The following is a 15525-nucleotide window of genomic DNA, read 5'->3' as shown; positions in this document are numbered from 1 at the left end:
CAATTCCGAGAACGCGAGCTCAGGAGGCAGTCACCTCTCAGTAGTTTCCACGACGCGCGCCCGGCCGCGGTCCCGCTATATCTGGGAAACCGTTCCAGTCTCGGAACGGTTCTTCCGAGAGGACAAGCGCAATGAAGCGTGGACCACAGTGGGCCGCCGCGGTCGTCGGCGTGGTGACCGCACTACTGGTGGCGGTACCGGCCGCGGCCGAGGAAAGCTCTTATGCCCGCGGCCCGGCGCCGACCACGGCCACGATCGAAGCGGATCGCGGATCGTTCGAGATCGCCTCCGAAAAGGTCCCGGCCGGACAGGGTTTCGGCGCCGGGACGATCCACTATCCGACCGACACCGGTCAGGGCACGTTCGGCGCGATCGCGATCGCCCCCGGTTTCCTGGAATCGGAGGCCGCGATCGCGTGGTACGGCCCGCGCCTGGCCTCCCAGGGATTCGTCGTCATCACGTTCTCGACGAAGAGCAACTGGGACACCCCGGACAACCGGTCCGAGCAACTGCTCGCGGCACTGCGCTACGTCACCGAAACGAGTCAAGCCAAGAGCCGCGTCGACCGGACCAGGCTCGCCGTCATGGGGCATTCGATGGGCGGTGGCGGTGCCTTGATCGCGTCACAGAAGGCACCGGCGTTGAAGGCGGCGATCCCCTTGACAGGCTGGAATCCGAGCACGACGTTCTCCGATCTGAAGGTCCCCACCTTCGTCGTCAGTGCCCAGAACGACTTCATCGCGCCGGACGGCACCTATTCCCGCCCGTTCTACCAAGGCCTTCCCGAGACGTTGGACAAGGCGTACATGCTTTTGGCCGGGGCAGGCCATATGGTGCCGACGAAGCCGAACGTGACCATCGCGAAGTACAGCATCTCGTGGATGAAACGCTTCGTGGACGAGGACACCAGGTACGACCGATTCCTGTGCCCGCTTCCGGCGAACGATCCGAAGATCGCCGTGTACCGGGGAACTTGCCCGATCGGCTGAGCACTCCGTCCGGTGGGCGGCCGTGACCCCGAGGCTGCTTCGGAATCACGGCCGCCCGTTGGCGGCGTCTCGCTGCTCGACCCAGACGGCCAACTGGGTCCGGTTGACGAAGTCGAGCTTGTGCGCGACGTGCTGCAGATGGGTCTCCACCGTGCGCCGCGCGATGACCAGTCTCGCCGCGATCTCCCGGTTGCTCAGCCCCGCCGCGACCAGCCGCGCGATCTCGGACTCACGCGGGGTCAGCGGTGCGAGCATTTCGGACTGGACTTCCGGGCGTGCCTGCGGTCCGGTCAGGGCTTCATGCGGATTCCGCCGCCGTCCCTCGGCGAACGCGGCGTCGAACTTCTCGGCTCCCATGGCTTTCCGGGTGGCCTCGTAGAACGCCGTGTGGGTCGCGGTGACGGCCACATCGGGCACGGCGTTGCACCGGTCCCAGAGCGTGGCGGCGATTCCGAACAGCTCCGCCGCCCGGAGCCATTCCCCGCGCCGCGCGGAAACCCAGGCCAGACCGTCCACCCGGTACGCCGCGGACAGCACGTCGGAAGTGCGGAGGTCGATTTCCAGCGCGGAACGGATGAATCGTTCGCCGTCGTCGAGATCGCCGCCGAAGCAGACCTCGGCGACCCCCAGCCCGAACAGGGCCATGGAGCGATACCGGAACTCCCCCGCTTCCTCGCACAGCAGGCGCATCGAACCCAGCAGCGCCCGCGCTCCGGGAAGATCCCCTCGGTAGGCCAGAGCGACCCCCTGGATGAACATCGGGTGCATCTGGCGTCGTACGTCGCCTCGCTCACCGAAGATCCGGACGGCCTCCGCCGCACGGACCATGGTGTTCGGCTCGGCGGAGAGCATCCTCACGAAGGCACTCGCGTGGGCGATGTAGGGCGCGGCTTCGTCGTCCTCGATCGCTTCGGCGGCGGTCAGCCGCCTCCGGGCACGGGGCAGATCCGCGTGCAGCGCGGCGCAGAGGGCCGCGATCGCCAGGCCCCGGGCCCGGCCTGGGGTTTCCGGTGACACCGTTTCGAGGGCACGATCGATCCAGTCACGCAGTTCCCAGGCCGCGCCGCGAGCCACCCAGTATTCGATCACGCCAGTGGCCATCTCCACTGCCACCAGGCCTTCCCCAGGGGTGCGGAGCGACCATGACAGCGCCTCGCGGAGGTCGGCGTGCGCCGCGGTCAGGCGCTCGTACGCCTCGTCCTGCCCCGGCCCGAACCACATGTCGGCGGCCTGTTCGATCAACCGGGCGTAGTGATCACGGTGCTTTCTCGCCACGGCGAGCTCGTCACCGGAATCGGCGAGCCGCCCGCCGCCGTATTCGCGGATGAGCCGGAGCATCCGGTAGTGCACCCTGTCCGTGCCGTCGACGCGGGCCAGCACCGCTTTGTCGACCAGGCCGTCCACCACGTCCAGCACGGCCATGGCGTCCAGCCCGCCGGCCCCGGTGCAGACGTCCTCGGCCGCGGACAGGTCGAACTGCCCGGCGAACACCGAACACCGTGCCCAGACGGTCCGCTCGGTCGCGGTGCACAGGGAGTGGCTCCAGTCGAGGGTGGCGCGCAGCGTCCGATGCCGCTCGACCGGCGACCGGAGGCCGGTGGCGAGCAAACCCGGGTCGTTCTCGACCCGGTCCGCGATCTGCGAAGGCGACAGGACACGGATCCGGGCGGCCGCGAGTTCGATCGCCAGCGGCAGGCCGTCGAGCCGACGGCACAGGCGGACGACGTCCGCGACGTTGCTTTCGGTGACCTCGAACGAGGGCACGACGTCGGCGGCCCGCTCCGCGAACAGCCGCACCGCGCCGAACGTGAGCGCCTCCTGGGATGTCGTGGTCTCTTCGCCGGGTACGGCCAGGGGCGGGATCGTCAGGACGTGCTCGCCGGGGACCCCCAGCGAGCAGCGGCTGGTGGCCAGGACCACGAGGTCCCGGCAGTCGCGCAGTAACGCCGTCACCAGTTCCGCGCTTCCGGCGAGGAGATGTTCGCAGTTGTCCAGCACGAGCAACGACCGCCGGGGACGCAGGTACGACACCACCGCCTCCAGGTCGGTCCGCCCCGCCGTGTCGTGCAGGCCCAAGCCGTCGGCGACCGTGCGCGCGACGAGGCGTCCGTCCCGCAGTTCTCCCAATCCGGCGACCGCCACGCCACCGGGGAAAGCCCGGGTGAGCGAACTGGCCACCCGAGCGGCCAACCGTGTCTTGCCGACGCCGCCGGCCCCGGTCAAGGTGACCAAGCGTCCCGCGCCGAGCAGCCGTCGTACCTCGTTCTCGTCGTCCGCGCGGCTGACGTAACTCGTCAGTGGGTGCCGGTGGACCTCACTTTCGCTCGCCATGGACCTCCTCACCCGTGGAACCCGCCGGGCTCACATCGAAGCATGTTCGCCGTACGAACCGGCGGAACCGAACGGCCGACGGCCGCGTTCGTCCCATTCCGGCGCGTCGACGAAGTGGACGTCATACCGTTCGTGAATGCGCTCGACCTCCTCCGGCGCGACGTTCCCGCGCAGGATCTCGGGCAGGACACGGAAATAACCGAACCGTTCGACGCCGGGCGCCAGCGTGATGAGGACGTCCGCGGCGACGTCCGGCGGTGCGGCGAACGCGTGCCGGACACCCGGCGGGACGACCACGTAACCACCCCGCTCGACCGTGATCGTCTCGGCGCCCACCAGCATCCGCAGCGCTCCCTCCAGCACGTAGAAGGCTTCGGCGGATTTCCGGTGATAGTGCGGTTTCGTACCGGGTTCCCCGGCGCGCAGGGACAACCGGTTCGCGCCGAGGAACCCACCCGTGTGCTCGCCGTCGGCCAGCAACCACAACGCGGGCTTCTCGATGACCTCCGCGTCTTCCTCGCGCACCACCCACGCTTCGTTCGCCATCGTGCTCACTCCTATCTAGTTGAAGTCTTCAACCAAAGCTGGACCGAAGTGGTTGAAGGCGTCAACTGTTATTGTGTGGGCCGTGACCAACTGGCTCGACACGGAACAGCAGCGCGACTGGCGGGCGTTCATCGAAGGATCGGTGCGCTTCATCGACCTGCTCGACCGGCGGCTGCGCGAGGAGCACGGCCTTTCCCTGGCGGAGTTCGAACTCCTGGTGCGACTGTCCGAAGCCACCGGCCGGTCGATGCGCATGGCGGACCTCGCGAAATCGGCGTACTACTCGCGCAGCCGGCTCTCGCATCGCGTCAACGGGCTGGAGACCCGCGGCCTCGTCCAGCGGGAATCGACCGCCGACGACGGCCGTGGCGTCCGCGCCCGGCTCACCGACAAAGGGCACGACACCCTGCGCCGCGCGGCACCGGACAACCTCCGCACCGTCCGCGAACACTTCGTGGACGTGATCGCGCCGGAAGACCTCCAGGCCGTCGGCCGCGCCATGCGCGCCGTCGCCGGACGCCTCGATCAGTGACGCGCCGCCTGCCTGTCCGGCACGACCGTATGACGCGGACCACACGTGCGGAACAGAGCTGCCGGTCATGGCGGCAGCCGGTAATGTCCGGATCATGAGCGACGCGCCGCCAAGCCCTTCCGAGGCCTTCGACCTTCTGCTCGCCGGTAACCGGCGTTTCATCGCCGGCACCCCGGAGCACCCGAACCAGGACGCCACCCGCCGCGCCGAAACAGCACCTGGACAGCGCCCTTTCGCTGTCCTCTTCGGCTGTTCCGACTCGCGGCTCGCCGCCGAGATCATCTTCGACCGTGGGCTGGGCGATCTGTTCGTCGTCCGCACCGCCGGTCACGTCGCCGGTGCGGAGGTGCTGGGCAGCATCGAGTACGCCGTGAGCGTCCTCGGCTGTCCCTTGGTCGTCGTGCTCGGCCATGACTCCTGCGGCGCCGTCGCCGCGACTCGGGCGGCGCTGACCGAAGGACTCGGCACCAACGGCTTCGTCCGCGACGTCATCGAACGGGTCACCCCGAGCGTCCTCGCCGCCCACGCCGCCGGGCTCACCGGCGACGCCGAGATCATCGACGAGCACATCCGGCACACCGTCGACCTCCTGGTCGACCGTTCACGGGTGCTCGCCGACAAGATCGACGCCGGGGAAGCCGCTGTCGCCGGACTGTCCTATCACCTGGCCGACGGCAGCGCGCGCGTCGTCACCACGCGGGGCCTGAGCGAGCGATCGGCGGACGCCCAGCCGGCTTGAAAGTGAGGCCGTAGCCGGTGCGGAAGCGAGCGAGCCGCCGGCGAATCATGACGGGCAGCGGCGGGCCGCGACCTTGGTCAGCGTGCGATGGCAGACCTTGCCGGTCCGGCCCAGCGGAAGTTCGGGAAGGGTGAGCAGGAACTCCGGCAGTTTGCGGACGGCGAGGCCCCCGGCGGTGAGGAACGCCGTGAGTTCGGTCAACGTCGGCGAGTGTCCGCCACGGACGGTCACGCAGGCACAGAGCCGTTCGCCCAGGCCGGTGTCCGGTACCGGGACGCAGGCGACCTCGCTGATCGCGGGATGGTCCCCGATCGCGAGTTCCACTTCGGCCGGGCTGATCGTGTACCCACCGCGGATCACCACGCGTTTGCGCCTGCCGGTGACGTGGAGCCTGCCCTGGTCGTCGAAGCGGCCGTTGTCGCCCGTCCGCACCCAGCCCCCGTCGAGCCGGTTCGTGGCGTCCAGTTCCGGCGCGGCGACGTAGCACAACGGTGTCATGGGACCTCGTGCGCAGATCTCGCCGTCGACGAGGCGGATCTCGCAGACGGCGGGGTCCGGGACGCCGACACCGTTTTCGGGTTGCGTCGTATGGCAGTTGACGCCGTCGGACGAGCCGTAGATGTCGATCATCCCGACGCCGAACCGCCGACGGCAGGCGTCGCGGGTCGAAGGCGGCAGCGTGTCCCCGCTCGACACGATGGACGCGAGTCCGGAGGTGTCCACTGTGTCTAGCGAGTGCTCGACCATGCGCCGCCACATCGCGGGTACGGCGAACACCTGTGTCGGACGGTGCTCGGTGATCAGCCGGAGCGCCGCGCCCGCCTCGAACCGGCGTGTCAAGAGCAGCGTGCCCCCGGCGCGGCACAGCGTCACCGGCACCCCGAACGAGCCGAATCCCGAGGTCAGCGAGACGAGGACCAGGTCCCGGGGGACCGCGGTGCCGCCATGGACGGCACGGAGATAATTGGCCCGGCCGCCGGCGAAAGCGTTGTGCGAATAGGCGACCATCTTCGGTTCCGACTCCGAGCCGGACGACACCAGGATCCGGGCCGGTGCGTCCGGGTGCGGACGGACGTGAGCCGCGCGACGCGGATCCGACGAGCCCGTCACTCGCCCGTTCTCGATGACGAACCGGACACCCGCGCGGTCGAGGAGGCTGTCCGAGCCGGAGGGCAGTGGCAAGACCACGGCGCCGAGCGCGAGGACGGCCAGTTCGGCGATCACCGCGTCACGTCCGTCGGGTTCCCGCACCGCGACGATGTCCGTCGAACCGCATCCGGCGACCGACAGCCGGGCCGCCAGCTTCCGCACGGCCGCGTCCAGCGTCGTGTAATCGAGCGCGCCCTCGTCGTCGATCACCGCCGGGCGAAGCGGATTCTCGCGCACCCGCTCACGGAACAACGAGTACAGCTCGCGATCCGGGCAGTGTCCACATCGGACCCATTCGCGGCGCAACCCGGCGGGCACGAGGTCACGCAGGACCACCCCGGTCGCCGACACCCAGGTCATGACCTGAATTCCCACGGCGATCCGACGAGTACGCAGTCGGCATGGATCAACGCGCGGGAAAAGCGGGGATCCGCCGCGAGGGCGGCGAGGTCGTCGCACACCGGAACGGTCAACGGGCGGTCGCAGGACCGCCGGGCGCCCGCGTTGAGCCTGCCCGCCGCGGACAGGAGCGACGAGTCGGCCCGGGTGGCGCCACGGGCCAGACCCGTCACGATCCCGTGTGCGCAGACGACCCCGCCGAACACGTCGACGATCGTCATCAGCGACGACGGGACCCCCGCGTGGGCCTGCACGACGAAATCCGTGCCCACCGGTGGTTCCGGTCCCAGTTCGGTCCCCCATCCCGACGCGTGCGCGTACAGGATCCCCGGCCGGGCGCGCGCCAGATCGAGGGCGCGCAGCGACCATTGCCCGGCCTTGCCCGGTGCCCAGTTGTGCAGGAACACGTCGGCCCCGGCGGCGAGTTCGAGCAAGTGGTTCCTGCCGTCCGGTGTGCCAAGGTCGATTTCGACGACTTCCTTGCCGTCGTTGAGCGCGCGAAACCTGGCCGACGTCCGCCCGGCGATCGGCGGAACCCACCGCATCGGATCACCACCCGGTGGTTCGATCCGCAGCACTGTCGCGCCGAGCAGCCGGAGCAGGTGTCCTGCCAACGGGCCCTGGACCCGGCGGCAGGATTCGAGCACGAGCAAGCCGGACAACGGAAGTGGTTCCACCGGCCGGACCGGCCGGTACCCGCGGCCCTCGCCGCGCACGACGAACGCGGGCGAGATCTCAAGCGGGCCGTCCGCCACTCGCACCAGCGTCATGCCCGCCCGCACGGCGGCGTCCTCGATCTCGGTGATCGGCCGGGCGGCAAGGGCTTCCGGAAGCCGCGGCGGCAAGGGGCAGGTCGCGGTCGCGAAGCGGTGCATGAACGGCCGCCAGCCGAGGCAAGTCGTTCGCTCGTCGACGCCGAGACTCGGCCAGAACCGTTGCCACACCGCCGGATCGAGTGTCTCGATCTCGAAGGAGACCCCGTCGGCCGAGCGGAAGGGCGGCCCGCCGGGCGCCAGCGGCTCCCGGTGATCGTCGTCGGTCGTCGCCGCCGCGAGATACTGCGAGATCGCCAGCAAAGCCGCCTGCGCCAGTGAAGTGGACACGCCGCGCAGCGGAATGCCCCGGCCGTGGGCGAGCTTCAGCGCGACGGCGCCCAGTTCGGCGAGTTCGGCCGCGAGGATGGACGCGTAGTCGAGACCCAGCCGGGTCGGCCCGCCCGACCTCCGGCCGTGTACATGCATGATCCCGCAGGCGGCTTGCACGTCGAGCTCACCGGTCAGCGGCAGGTCGACGGGGCCCGCCACGGTCACGGTGTCCAGTGCGGTGCTCATCAGGGGCGCCTGCCGTGCACGGAATACACGACACACGACGACGCGCGGAACCCCGGATCCGCCATGACCGCGCGCACCTCGGCGAGCTCGCCGTCGGTCATACCCGCGGCGATCAGCTTGTCCCGCAGGTGATGAGTGTGATGGATCAGCAGTCTGAGCCCGGGTGAGCCCGCCCGCCACGGGAAGAGCACGGGCACCGGATCGACGTCGACCAGGCCCGCGGCGACCATGGACGCGGCGGCGCGGCGGCCCCACGTGCCGTCCCCGCCCGCCATGGTGAACGTCTTTTCCTTGGCCGCCAGGAATTTCTCGTAGAGTGCCGCGGCCCGCGCGTCGGGGGCTAGCAACACCGGACCGTAGGAGATGTCGAACTCGTCGATCTGTATCCAGCCGCCCGGTTTGAGGGCACGCGCCAGCTTTCGAAGCACGGCCTCCCGCTCAGGCAGATGTTGCAACACCAACCTCGCGTGGATGAGGTCGAAATCGCCGCGGGGCAACGGATCGCGGACGATGTCGTGCCTGAGCACGGTCAACCCCGGCCCGGCGGCGAGATGGCCGGTTTTGATGTCGGTCGCCAGCACCGACCCGGCCGGCGCCACCCGGGCGGCGAGCCACTGTGCGACGCCGCTGCCGCCCGCGCCGACCTCGAGACAGGACCAGCCCTCTCCCACGCCCGTCTCCGCGAGCCGTGCGAACGTGACCGGGTCGTACGCTTCGGAGAGACAACGATGCTGTTCGACGGCGTGTCCACTGTCGTTGTCGAATACGTAAGCCGTCGACACGTCTGTCACGTCCACCTTCCCGATCCGTTCGTTTCGGCCGTCCCGGTCAGCCGCGCCAGCAGTTCCAGTCGCCGCACCTTCCCGGTCCCCGTTCTCGGGACGTCGTCCCACGAGAGCACCACCGGCTCCCCCAGCGGCGGGAGGTCGAGCACCGCGTCCCGCCAGCGCGCCGGATCGAGTCCGGTGTCGGTCACGACGACCGGGATCGGGGCCCGGCCCGCCGCGGAAAGCAGCACGCATTCGGCGATGGACGGAAGGCGGTCCTCGATCTGGTCCTCCACCGCGAGACAGCTCATCCCGGGAACGCCGTCGACCTCGCGATCCAGCAGCGTCACCGCGCCGGTCCGGCTCACCACACCGAGGTCGCCGGTGTTCCACCACGCGCCATGGGCTTTGGCCTCCCATCGGTCCTGTTCACCCACGTACGCCACGCATCGGGCGCGAGTGCGGGCCAGCACCAGTCCGGCGGTGCCCCGCGGCACCGGTTCGGCGGTCTCCTGGTCGACGACCCGCAGCCGGGCGAGGCCGGGCAGCGGCCTGCCGAGGTCGCGCGTCGTATGCGCGGAACGTCTGGTGAAGAACCGGAACGAGAGCGGTCCCGTCTCCGATTGACCCCAGCCCTGCATCCACAGTGGACGCTTTCGGCGGGTCGCGTGGAGCATCGTCCTGATCACCGGAGGATGCACGGCGTCGTAGGTGCTGACGAACCTCCGTACCCGGTGGAACGGGTTCTCCGGCGTGTCCGCGAGTGGCCGCCAGCGCACGAACGCCGACGGGAGAGCCTCGATGACGGTCGGCCGATGGTGGCCGAACACCTTTGCCGCCGAGGAGGAATCGCTCAGGATCACGATCTCCTTCGGCGCGAGGCACAGCGCCGACGCCGTCCAGCAGAAAGTGCGGCCGTGCGCGTACGCGCTGGCGTTGCCCAGCACATCGTCACGCCGGAGACCGAGGACGGGCCAGCGGACCGACTCCGGACGCGCCAGCCGGTCGATGATCGTCCGTGTCGTGTGGACGACCAGTTTCGGTGTTCCGGTCGTTCCCGACGTGTGGCAGATGAGCAACGGTTCGTCGTCGTGCCTCCGGTGCGGCGCGGGTGGCGGCGCGGCGGCGAAAACCTCGATCCGCAGGACCCGGTCCGCGCCCGGGGCCGTCCGGTCGGTGACGAGCACCGAGGGCCCGAGGCGTTTCAGCAGGAGTTCCACCGTGTCGTCCGGCAGCAGGCCGGACAGCTTCGCCGGGACCGCCCCGATCCGCACCGCGGCGCAGGCGAGCAGGTCGTAGTCCCAGTGGTTGCGCTTGACGATGGCCACCCGGTCCCCCGGCCCCACACCGGCTTCGGACAACCACCCCGCCGCGTCCCGCACCAGCCCGGCGAGTTCGGCGACCGTGTAGTCGGTGCCGCGCGCCGGCGCGATGTCGAACGGCCGGTCGAGGTGCACCCTCGTCCGGGTGTGCGCGCACTCGTCGAACAGCGTTCCCATGTCGTGCGGTTTCATCGGGCCCTTTCCTCCGCCGGGCGAGTGGCCAGCCGTCGAGCGGCCCGCAAACCGGAGCGGACGGCCGCCTCGCTGCACGGGCTCAGGAACACCCAGTCCCCCGCGTAGTCGACGACGCCACGGCCGAGACCCGCCTCGAACGAGGCTCGCAAGGCGAGTGCCCGAGGCGTCGCTTCGGGTGCCGCGTGCCGCACCCGCCGGACGATCGAGCGGTGGGTCACCGAATTCAGGCCGGGAACGAGAGGTTCGGCGGCGCCGGCCAACCGGCTCGCCACGTCCTCGTCGGAGGCGTCGAGCAGATCCGGTACCACGGCCGGATGGGCCATGAGCGTGACCAGTCCGCGGCCTTCCGGCGCGCGACCGGGGTGTTTCAGATGGTCGAAGATGATCGTCGACACCGTGCCGTTCTCCGCGGTCGGCACGATCACGGCGTAGTCAGGGCCGCCGAGCGGACGATCGAGCAGCAGATGTGCTTTGACGAACGGGGTGAACGAGCACGCGTCGAGGAAGTCCGAGCCGTGCCGCGGGTGCAGCCGGACCGCCACCGGGGCGGGCACGGCCAGCACGACCGCTCGCGCCCTGATCTCGCGCGTGCCGCTCAGGATCCGCGCCGAGGAACCGTCGTCGACGACCTGATCGACAGGGAACCCTGTGCTGACGTCCGTTCTCGCGGCGAGAGCGCGGGCGAAGGTGTCCATGCCGTCGCGGTACGCCCGCCACGTCGGCGGCGGGCCCACCGCGGTCAGCAGGGCGAGCAGGGGCGCGGCCGCCGAACGCGCCGGATCCCAGCCGAAGAAGCCGGAGACGACCGGCTGCAGCAGGTAGTCCAGCAGATCCGGATGATGCGGTGCGGCGAACTCCGCGACGGTGGCCTCGCCCAGCCGGGAGGTCTCCGGGTGTTCGGTGTCGAAGCTCCCCCGGATCAGGCGTGCCGCGTCCAGCCGCGCCCGGAGGGAGAGCCCCGCTCCGGTGAGCAACCCTCGCGGCTGCGCGACGCCGGACCGCGCCCGGCCGCGCCACATCGCGATGCCACGGCCGATCCGGGGCGCCGCGGCGGTGTCGATGCCCAGTTCCGCCAGCAGCCGCCAGGTCGCCTCGTAACCCCGCTCGGCCAGCTGCTCGGCACAGGTGTCGATCAGGTAGCCGTCCTCGCGCAGCGTCGTCATCCGGCCGCCGACCACGTCGGCCGCTTCGAAGACCCTCGCTTCCCGCCCCGACCGGCCGAGCCGGTACGCGGTGGTGAGCCCGGCGACGCCCGCCCCGATCACCGCCACGTCGACGTCGGTCACGTGATCACCACCAGGTTCACCACGACCAGGGTCAGCACGGTGAGCCGGTGGATCCGGATGCCGAGCATCCGCGCCCGCAGGATGTCACCCAGCGCGAACCCGAGCCACAGCTGCCGGATTCGCGCCACGATCGTGGGCGACAGCGCGAGCGGGAACCACCAGGGACCGCCGAGCGCGGGTACGGCGAGGATCAGCGCGAACTCGGCCGCCGAGACGGCGCTCACGAAGAACATGTTGCCCCGCGGGGAGGTCAGGGCCGCGACCGTCGGCCTGCCGACCCGCCGGTCGCCGTCGACGTCGTTGGTGTTGGAGTAGACGCCGAACAGCAGCGGCCCCAGCCCGAAGAGCAACGCCTGGGCGAGCGCGAATCCGGTGAACTCACCGGAGGCGAGACCGTACGGCGCCAGCACCAGCGCCCAGCCGAGCGCCGCGATGAAGAACTCCTGGAAGCCGTGGTAGCTGAGCTTCACCCCCCACGAGTACTGCAACGAGAAGACATAGGTCACCACGATCAGCACCACAGTCCACACAGGACGGTGCGGTGCGATCGCGATGGCCGTGAGCCACAGCGCCGCACCGACGACGCCGGTCGCCCACGCGAACCGCAGCACCTGCTCCTCGTTCAGCGTTCCCGCCACCAGTGGTTTGCGGTACCGCTTGCGCCGGACGTCGTCGGGCGAGTAGTTCGTGATGTCGCTGCCGTCCCGGTAACCGGTGAGATCGTCCAGCGCGACCATCGCCGCGATCACGAACACCTCGCCGAGCAGGAACACCCCGACCGAAGCCAAGACGCCCGCGTCGAACCTCGACACCGGCGCGAGCAGCGTCCACACCAGGACCACGCCGAGGTAGTAGTCGACGATGTCGAGCTTCGCGAGCCGGAAGTACGCTTTGCCGCGAGTGACGGCAAGGGTGGTCATCGCGGGTCGTCCAGCGCGATCAACGCGGCGAAAGACCGGTCGCCGCCATAACGCAGTTCGCGCCGTTCGAGCAGGCGGGCGCCGGGGAGCAGGGCCAAGTACTCCTCCACGGTCCGCAACCTCGAGAACCTGCCGACCGGGATGTCGGCCTCCTCGTACTCCACCAGGACGAGATGGCGTGCCGCCGCGGCGATCGCCCGGCACGCTTCGGCGATCTCGTCGTCGTCCAGTACGTGCATCAGCACCCATACGCAGACGGCGGCGTCGAATCGCCGGTCCTGCCAGGGAAGCCGCTGGACGGTGGTGCGCACGAAGTCCACAGTGGACAGATGTGCGCAGTTCGCCTTTGCCAGCGCGAGCATGCGCGGCGTCATGTCGATCGCGGTCACCGTACGGGCCTGCGCCGCGATCGCCGGGGTGAGCCTGCCCATCCCGCAGCCGATCTCCAGCGCGGCCCTCACCCCGCCGACTGAACGCAGCAGGTCGGTGACGAGCCGGATGGTGCGCGCGGTCGTTTCGGCCGCGAGTTCGGCGGGCTGAGAGGCACGCATGACCCGGGCCAGCCCAGGACGCTCCGCGCGTCTGCGCCACTCGTCGGCGACCTCACTCGGTGCGGGGGTCCGGGTTACCTGTTGCATCACGACTCCTTCGCGAATCGGCACACCGCGTCCGCGATGCGTTCCACCTGTTCGTCGGTCAGGTGCGGGTAGATCGGGATGGCCAGCGTGCGCCGCGCGGCCGATTCCGCCGAGGGCCAGGCGTCACCCGGCCGGGTGTAGCGGGCGAAAGCGGGTTGCCGCGGCAACGGCGCCGGGTAGTACACATGCGAGCCGATCCCCTGCGCCGCCAAGTGATCCCGGAGTTCGTCCCGGCGATCACTCAGGAGCGAATAGACGTAGTAACACCGTCCGTCGCGGGCCGGAGGCGGCGCGAGCACACCACAACCGGCCAGTTCGGCGAAACGTCCGGTGTAGTACTCGCCGATCCGTGCCCGGCGTTCGAGCCGGGCGGGCAGGGTCGGGAACCGGTACAGCTGGAACGCCGCCATGATCTCGTCGAACCGGCTGTTGTACCCGATGCGGTGGTAAAGGAACCGGTTCTCGCCGTCCTGGCCGTGGTTGCGCAGCATCCGCACCACCGAGCCGAGCGCGGGATCACCGGTGACGACCATGCCGCCCTCACCCGGCATGCCGAACGTCTTGACCTGCACGAACGAGTACACCCCCGCGTCACCCCATCTCCCGGCCGGGGTACCCGCGAGCGTCCCGCCCTGTGCGACGGCGGAATCCTCCAGCAGCCGTACGCCGGCGTCGGTGGCGATCCGGCGCAAGGCCGGCATGTCCGCCATGACCGAGAACATGTGCGCCGGCATGATCACCTTGGTACGCGGGGTGATCAGCCGGGCGACCGCGCCGGGATCGACGACCATGGTCCACGGGTCGATGTCGGCGAACACCGGCGTCGCGCCGAGCAGCGCGGGCGCGGCCGCGAGCGGTGCGCAACCGAACGCGGGCACGATCACCTCGTCCCCGGCGCCGACGTCCATCGCGCGCAGCACCAACATCAGGGCCGAGGTTCCGCTGCCGCAGGCGATCGCGTCCGCGGCACCGACCGAATCACGAATGACCTGCTCGAACCGGGCCGTATGCACTCCGAGAATGAATTTCTGGTCCGGCGCGAGACCGACCCGCCTGACGATGTCCAGCAGTTCTTCGCGGTCGTCGTCGAAGAGATCCGCCGGGAAGAACGGCAGCGTCATCCGCGCCGCCCCGGAGAGAAATCGCGGATCGAGTCGCAGACCCGGTCGCAGTCGGCGGTCGACATATCCGGATACAGCGGTAACGCGAGAGTATGACGGCAGGCATTCTCGGCGTTCGGGAAATCACCCTTCCGATAACCGAGTCCGGCGAAGCAGGGTTGCAGATGAAGCGGCGTCGGGTAGTACACCTCGGTCTGCACGCCTTTCGCCGCCAGATGCGCCGCCAGGTCGTCCCGCGAATCGGCCTCGACCACGTAGACGTAGAACACGCTCTCCGGCCGTGCCACCGGCAGCTTGCGCACTCCCGCCACGTCCGAGAGCGCTTCGGTGTACCGGGAAGCCAATTCCGCCCGTCGGGCGATGTCGGCGTCGAGTCCGGCGAGCTTCGCGAGGAGGACGGCCGCCTGGATGTCGTCCATCTTGCTGTTCACCCCCGGCAGTCCGGTCTCCGTCGAAATCGCGGGGAAATCGGCGATCGTGGCGCCGAACCGGCCGTGATGGCGAAGCGCGTCGACGGTCCCCGCGATCCGCGGGTCGTCGGTGAGGACCGCACCCGCGTCACCGAGCGCGCCCAGCGTCTTCGTCGGGAAGAACGACAGCACACCACCGGCGCCGAACAGTCCCGCGTGGGTGCCGTGGTGACGCATGCCGATGGCTTCCGCGCTGTCCTCGACCACCGTGAGCCCGAGGCGGCGCGCGACGCCTAGGACCCCATCGATGTCCGCGAGCTGCGAGAACAGATGCGTCGGCATGACGAACCGGGTGCGGTCTCCGGCGGCGTCGGCCACCGCGGCGGGGTCGATCCCGTACCCGTCCGGTTCGATGTCGGCGAAGACCGGAGTGCCGCCCGCGAGCACGACCGAGGTCGCCGTCGCACCGAAGGAGAAGGCGGGGACGACCACTTCCTCACCGGACCGGAGACCCGCCGCCCGCAGCAGGAGGACGAGCGCGTCCGTCCCGCTGTTCACCCCGATGACGAACTTCGCGCCCGTGTAAGCGGCCAGCGCGGCTTCGAGCTCGGCCACCTTGCGGCCGTGCGAATACTTGCCATTCTCGATCACGTCGAGAATATGTCGCCTGGTACTGGTCCAGGTTCGCTCGAATGTGGCCGATTGGTTGTGGAAAGACAACGACAGCGTACCCACCTCCGATGGCGTAGGAACCGTTGCCGAGCGTAGATCAGGCAATCCGGCCACCCGGCAGATTCGCACTTCCTGGTCAACCCGGGACCGAAGCATTGACAGTCGATCTTTGCGATGT

General features: G+C 69.7%; 14 protein-coding genes. 3 read left to right on the top strand and 11 right to left on the bottom strand.

The genetic code is table 11. The features are described 5' to 3' along the window. Positions 1-131: 131 nt before the first annotated feature. A complete protein-coding gene (locus tag ACZ6DT_RS13310; protein WP_465593322.1) occupies positions 132-989 on the top strand; it encodes a poly(ethylene terephthalate) hydrolase family protein in 858 nt (285 codons plus the stop codon). Positions 990-1034: 45 nt separating this feature from the next. Here the strand turns inward: ACZ6DT_RS13310 and ACZ6DT_RS13305 are convergent, their stop codons facing one another. Next, complete coding sequence (locus ACZ6DT_RS13305) at positions 1035-3320, bottom strand: ATP-binding protein (RefSeq protein ID WP_465593319.1); 2286 nt, start codon at positions 3318-3320, stop codon at positions 1035-1037. Positions 3321-3350: 30 nt separating this feature from the next. Beyond that, a complete protein-coding gene (locus ACZ6DT_RS13300) occupies positions 3351-3866 on the bottom strand; it encodes a cupin domain-containing protein (RefSeq protein ID WP_465593316.1) in 516 nt (171 codons plus the stop codon). 82 nt (positions 3867-3948) lie between these two features. On the opposite strand from ACZ6DT_RS13300, the gene ACZ6DT_RS13295 reads away from it, so the two are divergent. Next, a complete protein-coding gene (locus ACZ6DT_RS13295) occupies positions 3949-4398 on the top strand; it encodes a MarR family winged helix-turn-helix transcriptional regulator (RefSeq protein WP_465593313.1) in 450 nt (149 codons plus the stop codon). A gap of 94 nt (positions 4399-4492) precedes the next feature. Then, on the top strand, positions 4493-5137 hold the full coding sequence (locus tag ACZ6DT_RS13290; RefSeq protein ID WP_465593310.1) for a carbonic anhydrase: 645 nt from the start codon (positions 4493-4495) through the stop codon (positions 5135-5137). Positions 5138-5182: 45 nt separating this feature from the next. On the opposite strand, the gene ACZ6DT_RS13285 is transcribed toward ACZ6DT_RS13290, so the two are convergent. Genes ACZ6DT_RS13285 through ACZ6DT_RS13245 form a run of 9 tightly spaced genes read right to left on the bottom strand, consistent with a single transcriptional unit; the run spans position 5183 to position 15326 of the window. Continuing rightward, entirely contained in the window at positions 5183-6646 is a 1464-nt protein-coding gene (locus ACZ6DT_RS13285; protein ID WP_465593307.1) for a class I adenylate-forming enzyme family protein, read from the bottom strand. After that, complete coding sequence (locus ACZ6DT_RS13280) at positions 6643-8016, bottom strand: CoA transferase (RefSeq protein WP_465593304.1); 1374 nt, start codon at positions 8014-8016, stop codon at positions 6643-6645. The genes ACZ6DT_RS13285 and ACZ6DT_RS13280 overlap by 4 nt, the downstream gene beginning before the upstream one ends. Continuing rightward, the gene (locus ACZ6DT_RS13275; RefSeq protein WP_465593302.1) at positions 8016-8807 is read right to left on the bottom strand and encodes a class I SAM-dependent methyltransferase; all 792 of its coding nucleotides are present in this window, start codon (positions 8805-8807) and stop codon (positions 8016-8018) included. The genes ACZ6DT_RS13280 and ACZ6DT_RS13275 overlap by 1 nt, the downstream gene beginning before the upstream one ends. After that, positions 8804-10297: a class I adenylate-forming enzyme family protein gene (locus ACZ6DT_RS13270; RefSeq protein WP_465593299.1), complete on the bottom strand. Its 1494-nt coding sequence runs from the start codon at positions 10295-10297 to the stop codon at positions 8804-8806. The genes ACZ6DT_RS13275 and ACZ6DT_RS13270 overlap by 4 nt, the downstream gene beginning before the upstream one ends. Then, a complete protein-coding gene (locus ACZ6DT_RS13265; RefSeq protein WP_465593297.1) occupies positions 10294-11586 on the bottom strand; it encodes a protoporphyrinogen/coproporphyrinogen oxidase in 1293 nt (430 codons plus the stop codon). The genes ACZ6DT_RS13270 and ACZ6DT_RS13265 overlap by 4 nt, the downstream gene beginning before the upstream one ends. Next, complete coding sequence (locus tag ACZ6DT_RS13260) at positions 11583-12506, bottom strand: UbiA family prenyltransferase (protein WP_465593294.1); 924 nt, start codon at positions 12504-12506, stop codon at positions 11583-11585. Before ACZ6DT_RS13260 ends, ACZ6DT_RS13265 begins: the two co-directional genes overlap by 4 nt. After that, positions 12503-13144 carry a class I SAM-dependent methyltransferase gene (locus ACZ6DT_RS13255; protein WP_465593291.1) on the bottom strand — a complete coding sequence of 214 codons (642 nt, stop codon included), beginning with the start codon at positions 13142-13144 and terminating at the stop codon, positions 12503-12505. Before ACZ6DT_RS13255 ends, ACZ6DT_RS13260 begins: the two co-directional genes overlap by 4 nt. Next, a complete protein-coding gene (locus ACZ6DT_RS13250) occupies positions 13144-14265 on the bottom strand; it encodes a DegT/DnrJ/EryC1/StrS family aminotransferase (protein WP_465593288.1) in 1122 nt (373 codons plus the stop codon). Before ACZ6DT_RS13250 ends, ACZ6DT_RS13255 begins: the two co-directional genes overlap by 1 nt. Beyond that, complete coding sequence (locus ACZ6DT_RS13245; RefSeq protein ID WP_465593285.1) at positions 14262-15326, bottom strand: DegT/DnrJ/EryC1/StrS family aminotransferase; 1065 nt, start codon at positions 15324-15326, stop codon at positions 14262-14264. Before ACZ6DT_RS13245 ends, ACZ6DT_RS13250 begins: the two co-directional genes overlap by 4 nt. Between the last annotated feature and the right edge of the window lie 199 nt (positions 15327-15525).

The organism is Amycolatopsis sp. NPDC041971 (genome assembly GCF_055588925.1).
The sequence above is the reverse complement of the archived record's forward strand: the minus strand, read 5'-3'. Positions and strand labels throughout refer to the sequence as shown.

Bases quoted from the DNA above. Each gene is read 5' to 3' on its own strand.
- ACZ6DT_RS13310 (WP_465593322.1), top strand. From the start codon at position 132: ATGAAGCGTGGACCACAGTGGGCCGCCGCGGTCGTCGGCGTGGTGACC.
- ACZ6DT_RS13305 (WP_465593319.1), bottom strand. From the start codon at position 3,320: ATGGCGAGCGAAAGTGAGGTCCACCGGCACCCACTGACGAGTTACGTC.
- ACZ6DT_RS13300 (WP_465593316.1), bottom strand. From the start codon at position 3,866: ATGGCGAACGAAGCGTGGGTGGTGCGCGAGGAAGACGCGGAGGTCATC.
- ACZ6DT_RS13290 (WP_465593310.1), top strand. From the start codon at position 4,493: ATGAGCGACGCGCCGCCAAGCCCTTCCGAGGCCTTCGACCTTCTGCTC.
- ACZ6DT_RS13285 (WP_465593307.1), bottom strand. From the start codon at position 6,646: ATGACCTGGGTGTCGGCGACCGGGGTGGTCCTGCGTGACCTCGTGCCC.
- ACZ6DT_RS13280 (WP_465593304.1), bottom strand. From the start codon at position 8,016: ATGAGCACCGCACTGGACACCGTGACCGTGGCGGGCCCCGTCGACCTG.
- ACZ6DT_RS13270 (WP_465593299.1), bottom strand. From the start codon at position 10,297: ATGAAACCGCACGACATGGGAACGCTGTTCGACGAGTGCGCGCACACC.
- ACZ6DT_RS13260 (WP_465593294.1), bottom strand. From the start codon at position 12,506: ATGACCACCCTTGCCGTCACTCGCGGCAAAGCGTACTTCCGGCTCGCG.
- ACZ6DT_RS13255 (WP_465593291.1), bottom strand. From the start codon at position 13,144: ATGCAACAGGTAACCCGGACCCCCGCACCGAGTGAGGTCGCCGACGAG.
- ACZ6DT_RS13250 (WP_465593288.1), bottom strand. From the start codon at position 14,265: ATGACGCTGCCGTTCTTCCCGGCGGATCTCTTCGACGACGACCGCGAA.